The 18,466-nt window shown below is 60.4% G+C and carries 18 protein-coding genes; 6 read left to right on the top strand and 12 right to left on the bottom strand.

From position 1 onward, the window contains the following. Positions 1-71: 71 nt before the first annotated feature. The 4 genes from ABD837_RS00305 to ABD837_RS00290 form a co-directional block, all read right to left on the bottom strand. Entirely contained in the window at positions 72-854 is a 783-nt protein-coding gene (locus tag ABD837_RS00305) for an alpha/beta hydrolase (protein WP_345048997.1), read from the bottom strand. Positions 855-864: 10 nt separating this feature from the next. Further along, entirely contained in the window at positions 865-3,504 is a 2,640-nt protein-coding gene (locus ABD837_RS00300) for an MGH1-like glycoside hydrolase domain-containing protein (protein WP_345048995.1), read from the bottom strand. 159 nt (positions 3,505-3,663) lie between these two features. Then, complete coding sequence (locus tag ABD837_RS00295; RefSeq protein WP_345048993.1) at positions 3,664-4,098, bottom strand: hypothetical protein; 435 nt, start codon at positions 4,096-4,098, stop codon at positions 3,664-3,666. Positions 4,099-4,202: 104 nt separating this feature from the next. Then, positions 4,203-4,475, bottom strand: coding sequence for a hypothetical protein (locus tag ABD837_RS00290; protein ID WP_345048991.1), 273 nt, complete (start codon positions 4,473-4,475; stop codon positions 4,203-4,205). A 665-nt stretch (positions 4,476-5,140) separates the two neighbouring features. Here ABD837_RS00290 and ABD837_RS00285 point away from each other — a divergent pair. Continuing rightward, the gene (locus ABD837_RS00285) at positions 5,141-5,899 is read left to right on the top strand and encodes a hypothetical protein (RefSeq protein WP_345048988.1); all 759 of its coding nucleotides are present in this window, start codon (positions 5,141-5,143) and stop codon (positions 5,897-5,899) included. A gap of 75 nt (positions 5,900-5,974) precedes the next feature. On the opposite strand, the gene ABD837_RS00280 is transcribed toward ABD837_RS00285, so the two are convergent. The 6 genes from ABD837_RS00280 to hutU form a co-directional block, all read right to left on the bottom strand. After that, positions 5,975-7,006, bottom strand: a complete 1,032-nt coding sequence (locus tag ABD837_RS00280) for a DUF4062 domain-containing protein (RefSeq protein ID WP_345048986.1) — start codon at positions 7,004-7,006, stop codon at positions 5,975-5,977. Between the two features lie 53 nt (positions 7,007-7,059). Next, on the bottom strand, positions 7,060-7,773 hold the full coding sequence (locus ABD837_RS00275; RefSeq protein WP_345048985.1) for a hypothetical protein: 714 nt from the start codon (positions 7,771-7,773) through the stop codon (positions 7,060-7,062). A 295-nt stretch (positions 7,774-8,068) separates the two neighbouring features. Further along, positions 8,069-8,914, bottom strand: a complete 846-nt coding sequence (locus ABD837_RS00270; RefSeq protein ID WP_345048983.1) for a hypothetical protein — start codon at positions 8,912-8,914, stop codon at positions 8,069-8,071. Positions 8,915-9,135: 221 nt separating this feature from the next. Further along, positions 9,136-9,732 (bottom strand): hypothetical protein, encoded by a 597-nt coding sequence (locus ABD837_RS00265; RefSeq protein ID WP_345048980.1) that lies wholly within the window; start codon positions 9,730-9,732, stop codon positions 9,136-9,138. Positions 9,733-9,819: 87 nt separating this feature from the next. Then, complete coding sequence (locus tag ABD837_RS00260) at positions 9,820-10,392, bottom strand: hypothetical protein (RefSeq protein WP_345048978.1); 573 nt, start codon at positions 10,390-10,392, stop codon at positions 9,820-9,822. 47 nt (positions 10,393-10,439) lie between these two features. Continuing rightward, the gene (hutU, locus tag ABD837_RS00255; RefSeq protein ID WP_345048976.1) at positions 10,440-12,221 is read right to left on the bottom strand and encodes a urocanate hydratase; all 1,782 of its coding nucleotides are present in this window, start codon (positions 12,219-12,221) and stop codon (positions 10,440-10,442) included. Between the two features lie 174 nt (positions 12,222-12,395). Here hutU and ABD837_RS00250 point away from each other — a divergent pair, with 174 nt between their 5' ends. Together ABD837_RS00250 and ABD837_RS00245 are read left to right on the top strand one after the other, a co-directional pair. Beyond that, entirely contained in the window at positions 12,396-13,445 is a 1,050-nt protein-coding gene (locus ABD837_RS00250; protein ID WP_345048974.1) for an alkane 1-monooxygenase, read from the top strand. A gap of 82 nt (positions 13,446-13,527) precedes the next feature. After that, positions 13,528-13,800, top strand: a complete 273-nt coding sequence (locus tag ABD837_RS00245; RefSeq protein WP_345048972.1) for a Rho-binding antiterminator — start codon at positions 13,528-13,530, stop codon at positions 13,798-13,800. A 161-nt stretch (positions 13,801-13,961) separates the two neighbouring features. On the opposite strand, the gene ABD837_RS00240 is transcribed toward ABD837_RS00245, so the two are convergent. After that, positions 13,962-14,777, bottom strand: a complete 816-nt coding sequence (locus tag ABD837_RS00240) for a DUF4097 family beta strand repeat-containing protein (RefSeq protein ID WP_345048970.1) — start codon at positions 14,775-14,777, stop codon at positions 13,962-13,964. 202 nt (positions 14,778-14,979) lie between these two features. Between ABD837_RS00240 and ABD837_RS00235 the strand changes: the two genes are divergently transcribed. After that, positions 14,980-15,990 (top strand): MBL fold metallo-hydrolase, encoded by a 1,011-nt coding sequence (locus tag ABD837_RS00235; RefSeq protein ID WP_345048969.1) that lies wholly within the window; start codon positions 14,980-14,982, stop codon positions 15,988-15,990. Here the strand turns inward: ABD837_RS00235 and ABD837_RS00230 are convergent. Then, complete coding sequence (locus ABD837_RS00230; RefSeq protein WP_345048966.1) at positions 15,987-16,904, bottom strand: arginase family protein; 918 nt, start codon at positions 16,902-16,904, stop codon at positions 15,987-15,989. The two genes, ABD837_RS00235 and ABD837_RS00230, sit on opposite strands and share 4 nt — an antisense overlap. 193 nt (positions 16,905-17,097) lie before the next feature. Here ABD837_RS00230 and ABD837_RS00225 point away from each other — a divergent pair, with 193 nt between their 5' ends. Together ABD837_RS00225 and ABD837_RS00220 are read left to right on the top strand one after the other, a co-directional pair. Further along, a complete protein-coding gene (locus ABD837_RS00225) occupies positions 17,098-17,529 on the top strand; it encodes a hypothetical protein (RefSeq protein ID WP_345048965.1) in 432 nt (143 codons plus the stop codon). A gap of 132 nt (positions 17,530-17,661) precedes the next feature. Further along, entirely contained in the window at positions 17,662-18,396 is a 735-nt protein-coding gene (locus ABD837_RS00220; protein WP_345048963.1) for a YebC/PmpR family DNA-binding transcriptional regulator, read from the top strand. Positions 18,397-18,466 lie beyond the last annotated feature (70 nt).

Here is an 18,466-nt window from a genome sequence, read left to right as displayed (position 1 = left end):
GATGATGGAAGCAAGCTCCTGCAGAGTCAGGCTCGATAGGCGACCTATCAGCAATTAGCGAACTGGGATATTTACTTCGTTAGAAACCGGCTGATGGCCGCGCTCATCTCCTGCTTTTCAGCCTTGGTTGCCCCGTCCCACATGTCATTGTGAACGGTGTTTTTGAGCTGCACTAGCATCGTCCCAAACTCCGCTTGCTCGGCTGGGGTGGGCAGCACGCCGGGGTCGGCTACCTGGTCGGATGAGCGCAGGGAGAGGACGCGGGGCCGCGCGGCGCGCGGCAGGGGCATGCGGCAATTGTCCAGCGAAATAACCCGCGCCGCCAGCGCCGGGTGCTCTTCGGCAAACAGCATAGCCGAGTCGCCACCCTTGGAGTGGCCCACCAGCAGCAATTCGTTCAACTCGACGCCGGGAAATTTCCGCGCCAGCGCCTGCCGCACAAACAGCATGTTCTGCACATCGCGCTCCCAGAAGGGCTGCCGCACCTGGCGCACGTTGCCCACCGTGGGCATGGGCGCATCGGTGGGCAATTCGTGCTGGATGCTGGCCACGACGTAGCCCTGCGCCACCAGTGTCTGGGCCACGAAACCGTACTTCGTGTTGCGCCCGCCGTAGCCGTGGCTGAGGATGGCGGGCTTCAGCTGCTGCTTCGAGCTGCCGCGCGCCGGCAGATACAGCATCACGGGAATGGTCCGCTGCCGTGCTGCATCGAACAGCATCCACCGCTCCCGCACCATTTTACCGGGCGCAATCGGCGCATGTTGAGCGGCAGGGGCGGCAGTTCGGGAACTGGTGGCGCAGCCGGCAATGCCGGTAAGGAGCAGTGCCAGTCCGAGGAGTCGTTGATATGTCACGACGCAAATATCACGCGCTGGCTTTTTGCAGCAGGCGCACCACGAGGCCGGTCCAGCCGGTTTGGTGGCTGGCCCCGAGGCCGTGGCCGTCGTCGCCGTGGAAGTATTCGTGGAAGAGCAGGTTATCCCGGAAGTGCGGGTCGGTCTGATGTATTTCGGTGTTGCCCATGGCGGGACGGCGGCCATTTTCATCCTTGAGAAACAGCCGGGCGAGGCGTGCCGAAAGCGCCTCGGCTATCTGTGCCAGGGTGTGCAGCTGGCCCGAGCCGGTCGGGTATTCCACCGTGAAGGTGTCGCCGTAATAAGCGTGAAAACGCTGCAGCGACTCAATTATCAGGTAATTGACTGGAAACCAGACCGGGCCGCGCCAGTTGGAGTTGCCGCCGAACATATCGGAGTCGGCCTCGCCCGCTACGTACGACACCGAGAAGCTGTCCTTCTCGCCCATGTGGTACCAATACGGGTTATCGAGGTGGTAGCGCGAAAGCGAGCGAATGCCAAATTCGGAGAGAAATTCGGTTTCGTCGAGCATGCGGGTGAGTACGCTTTTCAGGCGGCTGCGGCGCAACAGGCCCATGAGGTGGCGAGCGCCGTGGCCGGGCTCCTGCCAGCGGCTCACCAGCTCGGCCAGGCGCGGGCGGCGCTGGATGAGGGCCAGGGCGCGGGCGTGGAATTCGGGCACGGTGGCCAGCAGCTCGTCGTCAATCACCTCCACGGCAAACAGCGGAATCAGGCCCACCATGCTGCGGATGCGCAGGAGGGTGCGCGAGTCGTCGGGGGCGTGCAGCACGTCGTAGTAAAACTGGTCCTCGTCGTCCCAGAGGTTGAATTTGCCGCCGCCGCCGCGCGTCATGGCATCGGCAATGTAGAGGAAGTGCTCGAAGAACTTCACGGCCATTTCCTGGTACACGGGCGTGGTTTGGGCCAGCTCCAGGGCCATGCGCATCAGGTTGAGGGCGAACATGGCCATCCAGCTGGTGCCGTCGCTCTGCTCGATTTTGCCGCCCGTGGGTAGCGGGGCCGAGCGGTCGAACACGCCGATGTTGTCCATGCCCAGGAAGCCGCCCTCGAAGATGTTGCGCTCGTCGCGGTCCTTGCGGTTCACCCACCAGGTGAAGGTCATCACCAGCTTCTGGAACACGGCTTCGAGGAATTCGGTGTCGCCCTGCCCGTCGTGCAGCTTGCGGTCCATCTGGTACACGCGCCAGGTGGCCCAGGCGTGTACCGGCGCGTTCACGTCGCTGAAATGCCACTCGTAGGCGGGCATCTGGCCGTTGGGGTGCAGGTAGCCGTCCTGGCACAGCAGGCGCAGCTGGTGCTTGGCAAAGTCAGTGTCTACCATGGCCAGCGGCAGGCAGTGGAAGGCCAAATCCCAGGCTGCGTACCAGGGGTATTCCCACTTGTCGGGCATCGACACGATGTCGGCGTTGTGCAAATGCCGCCAGGTCGAATTGCGGCCCTTGAGGCGCTGGGCGGGCGGCGTGGGGCGGGCCGGGTCGCCGTCGAGCCACTGGCTCACATCGTAGTAATAATACTGCTTGCTCCAGAGCATGCCGGCGAAGGCCTGGCGCTGCACGTTGCGGGCATCGGGGTCGGAGAGGCCTTCCTGCACGCAGTCGTAGAACGCGTCGGCCTCCTGCTGGCGGCGGGCGAACAACTGGTCGAAATCAGTAAACGGCGCGGCGTGCGCGGGCTGGCTGAGGCGCAGGCGCACCACCTGGGGCTGGCCGGGCTGGACGGTGAGCTGGTAGCGGGCAGCGGCCTTGGTGCCGTGCTGGGCGGGGTTCACGGCCGTGGCCTGGCCGTTCACGATGTATTCATTGATGCCGTCCTTGAAGTAGCGGCCGGCCTTGTTTTTCTTCTTGCGCTTCTTGCCGAAAAGCGTGGGACTGGTTTCGTTCTCACAAAACAGCAGCTCCGCCGGCTGGTCGCAGTAGAGTTGGAAGCAACCCAAATCGCGGTGTTCGGCCGCCATCGTATGGGGCTGGACGCAATGGATTTCGGGCTGGTGGTCGTCGTAGCCCAGCGTCCAGGTGTTGCGGAACCAGAGCTGCGGCAGCACCGTGAGCGGCGCGGCTTCGGGGCCGCGGTTGTGAATGGTGAGCTGGATGAGGATGTCCTGCGGGCCGGCTTTGGCGTACTCGATGAAGACATCGAAGTAGCGGCTTTCGGCAAAAATGCCGGTGTCAATCAGCTCGTATTCGGGCTCGCGGCGGGTGCGGCGGGCATTTTCGTCCCGTACTTCTATATAAGGGAACGCGGCCTGCGGGTACTTGTACAGCATCCGCATGTAGGAGTGCGTCGGCGTGCTGTCGAGGTAGTAATACTGCTCCTTCACGTCTTCGCCGTGGTTGCCCTGGCCGTTGGTCAGGCCGTAGAGGCGCTCCTTGAGGATGGCATCCTGCCCGTTCCAGAGGCCAATGGCGAAGCACAGCAGCTGCTTGTCGTCGCTGATGCCGCCGAGGCCTTCCTCGCCCCAGCGGTAGGCGTAGGCGCGGGCCATGTCGTGGGAGATGTAGTTCCAGGCGTCGCCGTTGGCGCTGTAGTCTTCGCGCACGGTGCCCCACTGGCGCTCGGTGAGGTAAGGGCCGAATTGCTTCCAGGCTGCGGTGTTGGTGCGGGCTTCGGCAAGTCGTAGTTGTTCTTGCATGGGGAATGAGGGCGAGCGAGGCCGGGCGCGAAAAACGTGGCGCGGGCGCAGCTGCTGCGGTTGGCGGGAAATGGCCCTTACGCAAGCGGCCGGCCCTGTGGCCAACACCCGTCCGACAAATTCCACTGTTTCACCTGCGCCGCCGCCGAGCGCAAAGGATTACGCAACCCGCAGCCAGGGCTGCACCGCCTGCACCAGGTTTTGGTCGGCAAACTCAAAGTTCACTCGCCCATTTCCGACCTGCACCGCGGTGGTATAGTAGGTTACCCAAAGAAACTTACGGGTTTGGACTGGCTCCAGCGCCAACCACGGAATCAGCAGTGGCGGGTGGCCCACCCGAAACACAAACACGACTGACAGCGCCAGTCCTGCGGGCGCAACGCTGGCCCGAATAACGCCATTGTAAGAAACCCACCCAAGCTTGGCCCGCGCCAAACGAAACCGCCCCGGTGACACCAGTTGTTCTGAATTCAGGTAATAGCCTGCCAACCGGTTCCACGCCAGCAAGGACAGGAATTTACTTATCAGGCACCAGAAAGCGGCAAAAACGAGGAGAAAAGCGGGGATAAGCCAAATAACAGCTTGATTATTCATCCGGTAAAGTACGGCACGGTCAGCCCGGCAGTGCCCCCACAAACCACACGATGCTCCGCAAGCGCAAGTCGAGCGCACCATCCTGCCACCCCACACCGAGGAGGCTATTCCCGCCGGTATTCGCGGCCCGGAATGCCTTGCGCGCCGTGGTGCATCACCTCTTTGGCGAGGGCCGTCAGGGCATCGGGCACCCCTGCCGCGACGGCGGGCAGGAAGGCCGCTACTTCTGCCTCTGTGAGGCGCAGGTACACTTCGTACCACCCAATGGTACCGCACACGACTTCCAGATAATAAGCGCCCGCCGACTCGTCCTTCAGCAGGCTATACATCCAGGGCAGGTTTTTATAGAGCTCCGTCATTTTCCGGGGGTTGTTCATGCAGCGGCGTACGTAATTTGGGTTGTCGTTGCGAACCTGGGCAGGCCGCCGCGCCGGGGAAACAGTTGCCCATTCGAACCTGCGGCCTGCCCCCCTTCCCTCCCACCGACGCGTGGGCCCGCCAAGGTGCAGGAGTATTGGGCGCAGCGCAACACGCTGAGCCTGGACGGCAAGCCTACCGGGATTTAAGCCCGGGTACCCGGCGGAGGCAGCTGCCGCGGGGCGTCGTAGCCCGCAGGACGGACCAACCCCGCGGGTTTGGCACCGCTGGTTGCTTTGCAGCACGCACTCTTCCCTGGCGGGCGCGGGCTTCACTACCAGCCGGGATGCCGAAACACGGCAAACGCGCGCAACACGGCCAACCGGCAAAACACGGCGCTTGCCGCGATTCGCGGGGCACTTATCTTGATTTGCAGGGCCCTTGCGGCGGTTGGCGGGCCGCGTGGTGCGTTTCGCGGGGCACTTGCGGCGGTTGGCGGGGCACTTGCGGCGGTTGGCGGGCCGCGTGAAGGGGTTGGCGGGGCGCATGCGGGCATTCGCGGGGCGTGACGGGGGCTTGGCGGGGCGAACACGCGGGATGCGGGGGACGAGGCGCTCGGTTTTTATTCGCTTACATTTAAGGCGGTTGCGCTACCGTAGCGCGGCTATTACTTTCCACTGTAAGCATGTCAAAATCTACCGCAGAAACAGCCCGACTGTTTCGGTGCCGGCTCGAAGAGCTGGGCCCCCTCAACGACATGGTGCTCGCCATGTTCACCACCAATCAGGCCGATTTCGGCAAGGCTTCGCCCGACTACGCCGACAAAGGCTACCGCAAGGGCTGGGATGCCTCGCAGGCAGCTTTTGCCGGGCTGGTGCCGACAGGCGTCCGCCGGGCATCGGACAAGGACGTGACCAAAACCATGGCGCAGGTGGCGAAAAGCCTGCGCGACCCGCTCAACTTTCTGGACCTGCGCCTGAGCCGGGCCGCCAAAAAGGGCGGCCTCACGGCCAGCGCCGCTGATTTCGGGCTGGGCAAGGTGCGCGCCGGAATCACGACCCGCGACATGGAGGGCCTCGACGGCGCGTTGGGCCACCTGCTGCAACTCGTGGAAACGCCCGCCAACCTGACGGCCCTCACGGCCCAGGGCCACACGGCGGCCGACACACAAGCTTTCGCCGATGCCCGCCAGCAGCTCGGCGACTTCAACACCGCCCAAAACACCAACCAAAACGCCGCCCTCGAACTGACGGAGGAGAACATCAAGGCCGGCAACGCCCTCTGGGAGTACGTGGTGGACGCGCTGGGCACGGGCGCGCTGATGTACAAGGAAAGCCAGCCCAAGAAGGCCAAAACGTTCTCGATGGCGACGCTGCTTAAGCGCATCCGCAAGGAGCACGCGGCCAGTGGGGAAGGGACGCCACCAATGCCGGGCGTAGCGTAGGGGTTTGGTTGGTTGGAAAAGGGACGGCCCCGCTGCATTTGCAGCGGGGCCGTTTTTGGTTAATGAGTTTCGAGTTTAAACACGCTTTATGGCTCGAAGGCGCGTCATGACATTATCGCCATATGGCGTCAATTGCCAATATGTATCCTTATCATGGATACTTCTTTTTCTATTACTCTCAGTTATTAAACCAAGTGCTCTAAACTGGACTTTAATGGTCTGCAAAGTATCGTTAGCCTTAATTTCAGCGAATTTACGATTTGTTTTAGCAAGACTTTCAGATATATTATCCTTTTCTTTTTTAAATATAAATGATTTTAGAGTGCTGTTAATTGAATCGTCAGTGGCTTCATCAATCATTAATGGACTGATAGCAGCAAAAATTTCATTCCAAGTAACCGAAAACTCACTTTCGTATTGATAGCGTGTGTTAGGATATGATTTTTCAACTCCTATATACATGAAAGAAAAATCTACCTCATCTTCTCCTTGACTGAAATCTTCTGTACCTTCCGGCCCTTGGGATTTTGATGCATCAGCTTCTAATTTCATTCTCTCAATTTTGGCCTTCAAATCTAGAATCTCCCGAATAGCGTCTTCTGTAGGTAAATCTGTTGCCTTAACCCAGCCTGGCCTTGGATTAGTTTTGATGAGTTTAACAAGACTTCTACTTACCTGAGAACCTAGGTCAGCAGGTGTAATCCAATATCTACACATCTTATTCTGTACAACTGCTAAAAACTGCTTTAGCCTTTCCTTGGCCTTGGGGTCTTGCTCTGTTTTCCCCGACGGAATCTCATCTGGATTCTTATGCAGAAAAGATATTATAGGAATTTTACCCTGAACAGCATATTCGTATTCTTTTTGAGTATAACTCATTCCTTCATCGTCTACAGAACCATATCTAGCCCCTACTATTAGCACATAATAATCACAGTCATTGATTAGGTTTTTAATCAATGTCCATTGGTCATCGTCAGCAGCTGGAAACATTTCCATTCCTACAGGTATACAATCCAGCTCCAGCAAAGCTTGTATAACTTCCTTACGCTCATCTGTTAAATCTTTATAAGTTGAACTTACGAAAACTTGATACTTTTTTTCCATTACAAAGTCATTTTATTATTTTGACACATTAAAAGCAGACACTAAAAAATTATTTAAACACCCGGTGCCTTCATGTAACGAAATATTTTATTGGGATTAAATTCCTGTCTATTTTTATCAGACATTATTTCCCAAGCAAATACTTGATATTGGTTATTTTTACATTCAGCTGGAAATGGTTGTGTACGTCTAGTCACAATCCTATGCGGAATAGGAACATCTTGGACCTTCCCAAACACCCTTTGAAATACAGGTATTCTATATGGTTTATCAGGAAGAAGAGAAAGAGTAGTAAGTTGATTATGCGTAGTGCTTAATATAGGCAATACACCCGGTGTATTTGGTGGCCCAGAAAAATCTTTGCGGTTGAACAATTTTATTAAATCACTCCTTTTCCCCGCCAAAATAAAAATGGAGGAGGTACCATCATAATGGGCCACCATCTCAAGCCTAATTAAGTCCCAAATAATACTCTCAATTGTTGTATGACTCGAACCAGCCCACTTAGTTTCTACTGCAACCTTTACGGTCGGATATGGGTCGCAATAGACAAAATCAATAGCTGGCCTGCGCCCTCTCCCTTTCATCAATGGCGCTAATATTGGATGGTCAAATTCTGAATTGACTCTGTTACCAAAAGCGGCGCTCATTAACTGCCCTAGTGCAAATGATAGATAATGCTCATTAAAAAGGCCACTTCTATTACACACATATTCAAAATGTAACCAAGCACCAACTCCTTCAGTAAGCCTTCGAGTAAGATTCATATATTAATTTTTTTTGCAGATTAACACGTAAACTAATCTCTACTTTGACCCCTGAATATTCGCGACGTGTTTAAATGCAGGTGTGAACCCAGCGATAAAGTAGCGGCGCAAGCTACACCAGTTTCTCAAGAAGCAGCTATTGGGAAGGGCCGAGAGGCGGACGGGGATACCAGAACTCCGCTGGTGTGCGCCAGCCGGGAGGCCACATACAAGCAGCTGTTCAGCGTAGTGCGAACGGGCCGAATTGAAAATCCGGGGTACTCCGCCTGCGATTTCAGCTAACCCAAACAGCTTCTTAGCGGCTAAAGCGCAAGGCGTCTTTGCGCATCCAGCCGGTGGTCGTTACTTTTTCCCAGTTGGTGAAGGTGACGCGCACGGCATCACCGCTCGATTCGAGCACGCGCACTTTGTCGCCGCGCTGGCAGAAGGCCTTTCGGGGCTGGCCGAGGTCGGGCGAGTTATAGAAGTAAGCCCGGTCGACTTCAACTAGTGCTTTGGTGGCGCTGGTTGCCGGTGCATTTCCCTGGCCTTTAGCGGTACTGCTTGCGCTTGCATTGGTTTCATAGGCAGCATCGGTCTGGGTTGCAGGCGGGCGCGTTGCCGGGCGGGCCGCAGGAGTTGCTTTCGCCGCGCCCGTGGCTGCACCACCCGGAAGCTTGCGCAGGCCCTGCGCCTTCAGCCAAGCCGTGCCGCTGGCGCCGTTCGGTTGCACAAAGCCGGCTTTCACAAAGCCGTTGCTTTCGCCCTGCCCATAAAAGGTATCGCCCCGGCGCAGGTATCGGCCGTTGGGAGTTGACTGCACGGGCCGGTCGAAAAAATACGCCGTTTCTACAATTACCTGGTATTTGCGGCCATGCTGAGGCAGGGCACCGGAGGGCTCCTCGACCGGCGTTTCGTCAGCCGCACGCGCCGCTGGGGTTTCGGCAGTAGCGGCAGGCGGAGCGTCCACTGTCATTTCAGAATCTTTGCGGTGGGGCGGGTCATCGGAGCAGGAAGTCAGCCCGCTCAGGCCGAGTAACAACCCGCAAACCAGCGCCCAGGCGCTTGGTAATCTGCCGCTTTGATGGGTGAGGCGACCATCTTGCTCTTCCGCCGCGCCGAACTGCGGCGAATTAATTTCTGCTTGTTTAAGACTGCTCATTGCGTTTCGGGGAGTAGCTCCTTATTCGTTTTAGGCTACTTCGCATACGCAGTTCGGCCCGGGGTTGATATACCAAAGGCTTTGCTGGTCTAAAAACGGACTCTCTTTTTAATGAAGCGCAAATGCTCCACAGCCACTCGTCAGCTTATGCCGTGCTAATAGCAGGCCCAAGCTGTCAATCAGCCAATTCCAGCCAAGCCGAATTTCACTCGCCGCTTTCTTCAGCAAGGGCTGAAGAACTCCACTGCTTGCAGGCGGCCTTTCTTGAATAGCAGGTTTAAAGAGCCATCGAGGGGCACGTCCTTATCAAAGAACGGCAGGCTCATTTCTTCACCGGAGCGGCCTGTGGAAGGCTTATCAGCTGCTTTAGCCGATATCGGGAAGAAGCGGCGAACATCTTCCAGCGTGGTATTTTGGTCGAGCACGAGCTTTCCGACCTTGCCCCGGAACTTGCCCGACGTTACATCAAAGCTGCACAGGATGGCATGCGTGCCGCTTACTTCGTACAGCGTTTTGCCGTAGTACCAGGAGTCGCCGTTGGGGGCGCCCATGGGACTGTTGAGGCGGCCGCCGCACTCCACGGCACCTTTGGCAATGCTGTCGGGGCGGCCCAGTTGCTGCGTTAGCTGTTTGGTGGTCAGTTCCTCGTCGGGCAGGCCAATGACGGTCACCATGGTCGGGTCGATGTGCTCGGGGTTGGCAGGTTCTGGCTGGGGCGATGCCGGGGCCGTTGCACTGGTTGCGGCGGGAACTGTGGGGTTGCTTTGGCAGGCGGCCAGACACAGCACCAGGGGCGCTAGTTGCAGCAGTTGTTTCATGAGGATTGGTAGGTGGGTAACTCGCATCGGCGCGGCTACAAACAGCCGTGGCGGAGTTGGTGTGGAAACCATGCAATGAGCGCGCACTCATTTAACTGGAAACTGCCGGGGCAAGCCAACGGAATCGGGGCGCCAGTTCAACTCACGCCGCGCCCGTGCCCTTAGTGCCGTTTCGTATACTTGCTCATTGAGCATATCGAAGCTGGCCGCGAATAGAGTCCCGGTGCGCCGGTCGTTTTTTTCCAGCAGCAGGTAGCTCCGCTGCCCCAGCCAATGCCATTGCTCTGGCACCGTGTCGGCCCGCGGCGGCCCGTAGCGAGCAGTTAAGCGGTGCAATAGCTCGTCATAAACTTCTGGTGCTTTCAGTTGAGCATCAACGCCAATAAAGCGGCCCAGCCGAAACCAGTAGGTGAGCGGCACACGCATGCCGGCAATGGTCGTGGTATCGCCGGGGCGGCTATACAGTCGGGTCGTGCGCCAGCGTTTGCCAATGCCGGCAAACTGCTTTTCAAAGCCGGTTATCTGCTCCGCTCGCACGCCAAATACCAGTCCACCTACGCCATTGGCTTTGTCTAGTGCCAAAAGCGGCGCCTGCGACGGCAGGGCGGCCATCACCAGCGCGGCGAGGACGAGCAAAGGCACAATGCGAATACTCTTCATAGCATATGATTCCAAGATTTTAGCTGACCGACGCTAGTCCCGCTTCCCTACTGCAGCCCCGGAATCTTGGCGCCGCGCTCGCGGGCCACGTCCTGGGCCAACTCGTAGCCGGCGTCGGCGTGGCGGAAAATGCCCATGCCGGGGTCGGTGGTGAGGACGCGCTTCAGGCGTTCGGCTTTTTCGGGCGTTCCGGTCGCTACTATCACCATGCCGGAGTGGGTGGAGTTGCCGATGCCCACGCCGCCGCCGTTGTGCAGGCTCACCCAGTCGGCGCCGCTGGCGCAGTTGGCCAGGGCGTTGAGCAGGGGCCAGTCGGCCACGGCGTCGGAGCCGTCCTTCATGCCTTCGGTTTCGCGGTTGGGCGAGGCCACCGAGCCGCAGTCGAGGTGGTCGCGGCCGATGACGATGGGCGCCGACACTTCGCCCCGCGCCACGAGGTCGTTGATGACGAGGCCGAACTTCTCGCGCTCGCCGTAACCCAGCCAGCACACCCGCGCCGGCAGGCCGATGAAGGGCACTTTGGCCTGGGCCTTCTCAATCCAGCGGGCCAGGAGCTTATTGTCGGGGAAGGTTTCGAGCAGGGCGCGGTCGATGCGCAGAATGTCTTGCGGGTCGCCGCTGAGGGCCGCCCAGCGGAAAGGCCCCTTGCCCTCGCAAAACAGCGGGCGGATGTAACCGGGCACGAAACCGGGGTACAGGAACTGGCCGTTTTCGTCGCGCACGTTCAAGCCGCCCTTTTCGGCCTGCCCGCGCAGGTTGTTGCCGTAGTCCACGGCGATGGTGCCGCGCTTCTGCATCTCCAGAATGGCCTGCACGTGCTTTACGATGGAGGCCAGCGCCTGCTTTTTGAAGGCATCGGGGTTAGCGGCACGCAGGGCCAGCACTTTGTCAATTTCACCTTCCGGGATGTAGTCCATCAGGTCGTGGGCCGAGGTTTGGTCGGTCACGATTTCAGCCTGGAAGCCCAGCGCCAGCAGCTGCGGTAGCACGGTAGCCGCGTTGCCAGTAAGGCCCACCGACCAGCCTTTTCCTTCCGCTTTGGCGCGCTCACACAGCTCCAGGGCGTGGGTGAGGTCGCGGGCCTGCTCGTCTACATACCCCTCGCGCACTTTCTGCTTCACCCGCTCTTCAATCGGCTCGATGACGAGGCAGACGCCGTCGTTCATGGTCACGGCCAGGGGCTGAGCGCCGCTCATGCCGCCCAGGCCCGCCGTCACGGTAATGGTGCCGCGCAGGCTGCCGCCAAAATGCTGGTCGGCCATGGCTGCAAACGTCTCGTACGTGCCCTGCAAAATGCCTTGGGTGGCAATGTAAATCCAGGAGCCGGCCGTCATTTGGCCGTACATCATCAGGCCCATTTTGTCGAGCTCGTCGAAGTATTCTTGGGTGCTCCAGGCGGGCACGATGTTACTGTTGGCGATGAGCACGCGGGGCGCGTGGGGCCAGGTTTTGAGCACGCCCACGGCCTTGCCCGACTGCACGAGCATGGTTTCGTCGGCTTCCAACTCCTTCAGCGTTTTCACGATGGTTTGATACTCCTTCCAGTTGCGGGCGGCCCGGCCGGCACCGCCGTACACAATCAGCTCATCATACACCAAACTCACGGCGGGGTCGAGGTTGTTTTCCAGCATGCGCAGGGCGGCTTCGGCCTCCCAGGTTTTGCAGCGCAGGGTGGTGCCGTGGGCCGCTTTGATGGTTTCCTCGGGCTTGAACTCGTAGAACATCGGGCGCTTGCCGTCGCCGCGGAACTTGGTGCCGCTGGCTTGGGCAAAGGAATTGGCTTCCAGATTGAGTTCGGGTGGGGTGGTGGTCGAGGCAGTAAGAGCCATGGGTGGGGTGGGAATTTGGTGATGCGTTGGGTGGGTGGCGAAGATAGGAAAGTACCGGGTAGCGGGCCCTCAACGAGGGCAAGCCAAAGCTTTTCGGCGGCTTTAAGAACCTATACTCATGCGCTGGCAGGCAAACCGCTATATTTAGCTACCCATCCCAACTGCTTTCCCGCCATGTCCCTCTCCTTCCGCGACCTGCGCTACCTGCTGGCTTACACCCTGCCCCTGTCGGCCGCCGCGGGCTTGTGGTGGGGCGGGGTTGCCACCTGGCTCACCGTAGCCTACGCCTTTGGCCTGGTGCCCCTGCTCGAATGGCTCCGGCACCCGGCACCGCCTATTGCCAATGCCCCGGCGGCGACCGAAGCGCGCCGCCACGCCTTTTTCGACGGCCTGCTCTACCTGAACGTGCCGCTGCAATACGGCCTGCTGGCGTACTTCCTGCACACCCTGGCCACGCGCGGCTTCACTGCGGTCGAAATTGCCGGGGCGGTGAGCAGCGTGGGCATCTGCTGCGGGGCGCTGGGCATCAACGTGGCGCACGAGTTGGGCCACCGCGCCCGCGGCTGGGAGCAGCGCCTGGCGCAGGCCTTGCTCCTGAGCACCTGGTATCCGCACTTTTTCATCGAGCACAACCGCGGCCACCACCGCCACGTGGCCACGCCCGCCGACCCCGTAACGGCCCGGCTGCATGAGCCCTTTTGGCGCTTTCTGCCCCGCGCCGTGTTTGGCGAGTACCGCGCGGCCTGGGCCCTAGAAGCCGAGCGGCTGCACCGACTGGGCCAGCATTGGTGGCGGCCCGCCAACCAGATGCTGCAGTTTCAGGCGGTGCAGCTGGGGCTGGCAGCCCTGGTGTGGGCCGGGTGGGGCCCGGCGGGGCTGCTGGCCTGGGTAGCAGCGGCGGCCGTGGGCTACATACTGTTTCAGTTGGTGAACTACGTGGAGCATTACGGCCTGCTGCGCCGCCAAACGGCCGCTGGCAGCTACGAGCGGGTGCAGCCCCACCACTCCTGGAACTCTGAGCACGCGCTGGGCCGCATCCTGCTCTACGAGCTTACTCGCCACTCCGACCACCACTACCAAGCCAGCCGCCCCTACCACACGCTGCGCCACCAGCCGGCGGCCCCGCAAATGCCCACCGGCTACCCCGGCATGATGCTGCTGGCCACCGTGCCGCCGCTGTGGTTTCGGGTGATGAACCCGCGCGTGCCCACGCCCCAAGCCTGACCCGGGCCCGCCCGCGCAACCCTGCCGGCCGGGTGCCGGTTTAGCTCAACCAGCCAGACTTCCCCGCGTCAACCTTCGTCCCATGAGTGCCCCCTACACCCCCATCGACTGCAACTACTACGACCACCTCGAAGCCGCTGCCACCCAGCGCCACCGCGTCGAACTGCAATATTTCAACGACCTGCGCCAGCTGTGCCTGGGCTCGGGCGTGATTGACACCCTGTTCATCCGCGAAAAGGTTGAATACATGCGCCTGAAATCGGGCGAGGAAATCCGGCTCGACCACCTCATCCGCATCGACGACAAGCCCGCGCCGCTGTACGCCGACTACCCCGATTTCAGCTGCGGCTGCTGAGACATAGGTAAGCAAACACCAATAAAACGTCATGCCGAGCGCAGCCGAGGCATCTCGCGTGCAGCAGTAGACTCATCGATTGAGTTACTACCACATGCGAGATGCCTCGGCTACGCTCGGCATGACGTGCTTGTTTTATACCTTCTGGGAAGAAACTATTGCTAGTCCCGCTCCTGGCTCACGCTGATGCCGCCGTTGGTGGTCACAGCCTTCACCATGGCCCCGCCCTGGCCCAGGGTGGCTTCCACTTCTTTGTGGAACATGCCCGTTTTCGTCACCGGCAATTCGGTGCGGATGCCACCCATGTTGGTGCTGGTAATGAGGCGGGCCGAGTACGTGCGGGGGAGTTTCCAGTGAATGCCGCCGTTGGTCGTGCTCACGTCGAGGCCCTGCCCCTGCCACTGGCTACCGCTGAGGGCAATGCTGAGGCCGCCGTTGGTGGTTTCGCCTTTCACGCTGCCGCCCAGGTTCTCGAGCGACACGCCGCCGTTGGTGGTTTCGAAGCGGATGGCGGCCTGCACGTTGTCGATGTGGATGCCGCCGTTGGTCGTGTTCAGGGCCAGAGCGGTGGTGCGGGGCACAAATATTTCGTAGCTCACGCTCCAGTCGTGGTCCTTGTTGGGGTCGGTGGCGCGCAGCGTGTTTCCCTGGGTGGCAATGTTGATGCGGTGAGCGCGAGTAGCTGCCTCCGCTTCGCTGGAACCCCAGGCCTGCACTTTGGCCCGCACGCGCACGTTGGGGCCGTCCCAACCCCGCACCGTGATGCCGCCGTTCGGGCCGCCGTCCACGGTCAGGGCCTGGCCGTTGGGGGCGGGCATGGTCAGGTCGCGGGTTTCGCAGAACTGTTTCATCGCCTTATCGCCGCGGCTCCACGAACTATTATTGCAGGTGGTTTCGAACTGAGGCTCGGTGGTGGTTTGGGCAGTGGCGCCAAGCGAGGCAGCCAGCATCGCGAGTGCAGAAAGCAGGGTCTTCATGATGAAACAGGAAAAGGGTTGGAGATGTGAAAGCAGAGATGCACACCCACCCAATGCGGTTGCCCGGTGAGGGATGGCGAAAGGGGTACCGGCCGCATGTCGTTTCGTTACCGGGCTGCCCAATTTTTTTTTCGAACACTGCCCAGCCTCTTTTCCGTATCTCGTACAGTTCACCTTCCGCTCCCACCAAATCACCAAGCCTATGGATACCGTTGCCGCCGGCGTCACCCAGTTGCGCATTCAGCGCTTTGTCAATGTGTATTTTGTTGAAACCGGCACCCCGGGCGGGTGGGTGCTGATTGATACCGGCCTACCGGGCAGCGCCAAAACCATTATCGCCGCCGCCGAGGAGTTATTTCAACCGGGCACACGTCCCGAGGCCATCCTGCTCACCCACGGCCACCTCGACCACCTGGGCTCGGCCCGCGAGCTGGCCGACCACTGGCACGTGCCCGTCGTCGTGCATCCGCTGGAACTGCCCTACGTTACCGCCCAGGCGCTGTACCCTCCGCACGACCCCACCGTGGGCGGCTCGCTGGCTTTCATGAGCCGCTTCTTTCCGACCCAGCTGCCCAATCTGGAAGACCGGGTGCAGGCCCTGAACGTGGAAGACCCCAATGTTCCCCACCTCATGGCCTGGCGCTGGCTGCACGTGCCCGGCCATGCCCCGGGCCAACTGGCTTTCTTCCGCGCTGCCGACCGGGTGCTGATTGGGGGCGATGCCTTCGCTACCTGCCACCACGACTCCGTGCCGGCCATTCTGCTCGACACTCCAAAAATCAGCCGCGCCGGCACGCCTTTCAACTACGACTGGGAAGCCTCGCGCGCATCGGTGCAGGCATTGGCGGCGCTCGAGCCCAAGGCCATTGGCTGTGGCCACGGCCCGGTCATCACTGGCTCGGAAGCTGCTGCTGGCCTGCACAAGCTGGCCAACAACTACCCCATCCCCGCCCACGGCCGCTACGTGAACGAGCCCGCCCGCACCGACGCCAGCGGCGTCGAGCACCTGCCGCCCGCGCCCAAAGACCCGCTCCGCATGCAGCTGGCCATCATTGGTGGAAGCCTGCTGGCGGCGGGCGCTGCCTGGCTGCTCAGTGGCGGCCGGCGGCGCAACCGGAAATCGAAAGCCTATAAAAAAGCCGCGAAAGCCGCCAGAAAAGCCCAGGGCTACTCGCCGCCCCCGCCCTTGTACCGCGATGGCGTCGGGAGTTAAGGATGTTGAATTCCACCAGCTACCCCCGTTAGATAGGCGGTGATGATGGTGGCAGCTAACCGAGCAGTCTGGTTGTCGCGGTCGAAGAGCGGGTTCAGCTCCACGACCTCGAACAGCCGGACTGCTTCATTTTTACCGGCCAGAAAGGCTGCTTCCACGGCCTGCCGGGGGGTAAAGCCATCGGCGCTGGGGGCCGACACGGCCGGGGCATACGCTTCGGCGCAGCCATCAATGTCGAAGCTGACGAATGCCGGGCCCTCCTGCGTGGCCCGGCTCAATGCCCGGCTGGCGCACCCCTCCATCCCGTCTTTTTGCACGTGGGCCAGCGGCACGATGGTAGCTTGTTGCTGGTGCAGAAAGCCAATATCTTCGCGGGTGTTGAGGTTGGAGTGCAGGCCGATTTCGGAAAAGCGTGCCCCGGCCAGGAAACCCTCGCGCAGCAATTTACCAAAAGGAGTCCCGCTGCTGATGAGTTCGGGCCTGTCCTTCACATCGGCGTGCGCGTCGAAGTTAATGCCGCCCACCGGCTGGGCCCCAGTCGCGTCAAACAGCCCGCGCACTGTAGAGTAAGTGCCGTCGTGCGAGCCTCCCAGCACCACCACGCGCGGGTATTGGCGCAACAGTCCGGCCAGTTGCTCCCGAATGTGGGCATGGTTGCGGGCATGGTCGGCGTGGCGCAGGTCCAGGTTGCCAGCGTCGGCAATTCGCAGGCCTTCCAGGCTGATGTCGTGCTCCAGATTATAGGTTTTGTGGTAGCGGCGCAGCTCGCGCCGGATGGAATCGGGCGCATGCACCGCGCCGGCACGGCCGCCCTCGAGCACCGTACCAAAATCGAGGGGCAGGCCCACGAGGCACACATCGGCTTCGGGTAGCTCAGCAGCGGGGCGAATCAGGTCGCAGAGGAAGGTGGGCATGAGCTAGGCGCAAAAGTTAGGCCGCGGCACTCGACTTTTGCAATTGGCCACGACGCTGCAAAGGTGGTACGATTTTGCCTGAGGCCTGCTGCCTTTATCGACATTCGCTTTTATGTTCTTCACCCGTTACGCTCCCTTAGTCCTGGGGCTGCTGCCAGCATTTTCCCAGCCTGCCGCCGCCCAGGCGCTTCCCATGCCACGCCCCCTGGCGGGCACCTACCGCTACACCGGCTACACCGTTTTTGATGCCGAGAGCCCCAACGAGCCCACGGCCGTGCGTGGCGTGGGCGGCACCCTCACGCTACGGCCCGATGGTAGCTACGCCAAACGCCTGAGTCTGGCATTGGGCTCGCGCACCGTTCCCTTCTCGCAGGATGGCACTTACACCCTGGCCGGCGACAGCATCCGCTTCGCCTTCCGCGACCAGAAGGGGGCCGATGTGCAGCGTGGTACCGCCCGCCTCGATTCTGCCGGGCGGCACCTCACGCTTACCATTCTAGGGTACCCGACCGGCAACCAGGGCGTGTATGAGCTTGAAGCTGTGCCGGCAGAAACAATGGTAGCGCCGGCTCCAATTCCAGCCCCGTTGCCACCCACCAAAACCGGCCGAAAGCGCCGCCGCTAGCGCGCCCAGTGCCATCCCCTTTGCCACCCCCGTCCCTTCTGGCTAACTTGCGGCCCGTTTCGGCCCCGCTGGCCCGCCAGCGCGCCGCCACGGCACTGTTAATTGCTCATTGCTACTTGTTAATAGACCTAAATGGGACGCGCGTTTGAATTCAGAAAAGGCCGCAAAATGAAGCGGTGGGATAAGATGTCGAAAGACTTCACCCGCATTGGCAAGGAAATCGTGATGGCCGTGAAAGAAAACGGCCCTAACCCCGACACCAACGCCCGCCTGCGCGCCGCCATGCAAAACGCCAAAGGCGTGAACATGCCCAAGGACCGCGTGGAGGCCGCCGTGAAACGCGCCAGCAGCAAAGAAGAAAAAGACTACGCCGAAGTGGTGTACGAAGGCTACCTACCCCACGGCATCGCCATCGTCATCGAAACCGCGACCGACAACCCCACCCGCACCGTGAGTAACGTGCGCCTCATCTTCAACCGCAACGAGGGCACGCTTGGCACCGCCGGCAGCAGCGACTACACCTTCACCCGCAAGGGCGTCTTCAAGCTGGCCGCCGAAGGTCTCGACCGCGACGAACTGGAGCTGGAGCTAATTGATTTCGGCGCCGAAGACGTGTACGAAACCACCGAGGAAGACGAGCACGGCGCCGAGCACAAGTTCATCGTGGTCGAAACCGCCTTCACCGACTTCGGTCAGATGCAGAAAGCCCTCGAAGCCCAGGGCCACCACGTGGTGAGCGTAAACCTCCAGCGGGTACCCAACACAACGGTATCCCTCAACGACGAGCAGCTTGAGGAGATTATGACCATTATCGAGAAGTTCGAAGACGACGAGGACGTGCAGGCCGTGTACCACACCGTGGGGTAAAGCGAGCTACTGTAACACAGAACGTCATGCTGAGCGCAGCCGAAGCATCTCTACCGCGCAACTAATTAAA

The sequence above is a fragment of the Hymenobacter glaciei genome, from assembly GCF_039539585.1.
GTDB lineage: Bacteria > Bacteroidota > Bacteroidia > Cytophagales > Hymenobacteraceae > Hymenobacter > Hymenobacter glaciei.
Note: the sequence above shows the minus strand (reverse complement) of the source record. Positions and strands in the feature narration are given on the sequence as shown.

What these genes read in the sequence shown, in the direction of transcription:
- ABD837_RS00300 (WP_345048995.1), bottom strand. Translation starts at nt 3,504, where the DNA reads ATGCAAGAACAACTACGACTTGCCGAAGCCCGCACCAACACCGCAGCC.
- ABD837_RS00295 (WP_345048993.1), bottom strand. Translation starts at nt 4,098, where the DNA reads ATGAATAATCAAGCTGTTATTTGGCTTATCCCCGCTTTTCTCCTCGTT.
- ABD837_RS00290 (WP_345048991.1), bottom strand. Translation starts at nt 4,475, where the DNA reads ATGAACAACCCCCGGAAAATGACGGAGCTCTATAAAAACCTGCCCTGG.
- ABD837_RS00285 (WP_345048988.1), top strand. Translation starts at nt 5,141, where the DNA reads ATGTCAAAATCTACCGCAGAAACAGCCCGACTGTTTCGGTGCCGGCTC.
- ABD837_RS00280 (WP_345048986.1), bottom strand. Translation starts at nt 7,006, where the DNA reads ATGGAAAAAAAGTATCAAGTTTTCGTAAGTTCAACTTATAAAGATTTA.
- ABD837_RS00275 (WP_345048985.1), bottom strand. Translation starts at nt 7,773, where the DNA reads ATGAATCTTACTCGAAGGCTTACTGAAGGAGTTGGTGCTTGGTTACAT.
- ABD837_RS00270 (WP_345048983.1), bottom strand. Translation starts at nt 8,914, where the DNA reads ATGAGCAGTCTTAAACAAGCAGAAATTAATTCGCCGCAGTTCGGCGCG.
- ABD837_RS00265 (WP_345048980.1), bottom strand. Translation starts at nt 9,732, where the DNA reads ATGAAACAACTGCTGCAACTAGCGCCCCTGGTGCTGTGTCTGGCCGCC.
- ABD837_RS00260 (WP_345048978.1), bottom strand. Translation starts at nt 10,392, where the DNA reads ATGAAGAGTATTCGCATTGTGCCTTTGCTCGTCCTCGCCGCGCTGGTG.
- hutU (WP_345048976.1), bottom strand. Translation starts at nt 12,221, where the DNA reads ATGGCTCTTACTGCCTCGACCACCACCCCACCCGAACTCAATCTGGAA.
- ABD837_RS00250 (WP_345048974.1), top strand. Translation starts at nt 12,396, where the DNA reads ATGTCCCTCTCCTTCCGCGACCTGCGCTACCTGCTGGCTTACACCCTG.
- ABD837_RS00245 (WP_345048972.1), top strand. Translation starts at nt 13,528, where the DNA reads ATGAGTGCCCCCTACACCCCCATCGACTGCAACTACTACGACCACCTC.
- ABD837_RS00240 (WP_345048970.1), bottom strand. Translation starts at nt 14,777, where the DNA reads ATGAAGACCCTGCTTTCTGCACTCGCGATGCTGGCTGCCTCGCTTGGC.
- ABD837_RS00235 (WP_345048969.1), top strand. Translation starts at nt 14,980, where the DNA reads ATGGATACCGTTGCCGCCGGCGTCACCCAGTTGCGCATTCAGCGCTTT.
- ABD837_RS00230 (WP_345048966.1), bottom strand. Translation starts at nt 16,904, where the DNA reads ATGCCCACCTTCCTCTGCGACCTGATTCGCCCCGCTGCTGAGCTACCC.
- ABD837_RS00225 (WP_345048965.1), top strand. Translation starts at nt 17,098, where the DNA reads ATGCCACGCCCCCTGGCGGGCACCTACCGCTACACCGGCTACACCGTT.
- ABD837_RS00220 (WP_345048963.1), top strand. Translation starts at nt 17,662, where the DNA reads ATGGGACGCGCGTTTGAATTCAGAAAAGGCCGCAAAATGAAGCGGTGG.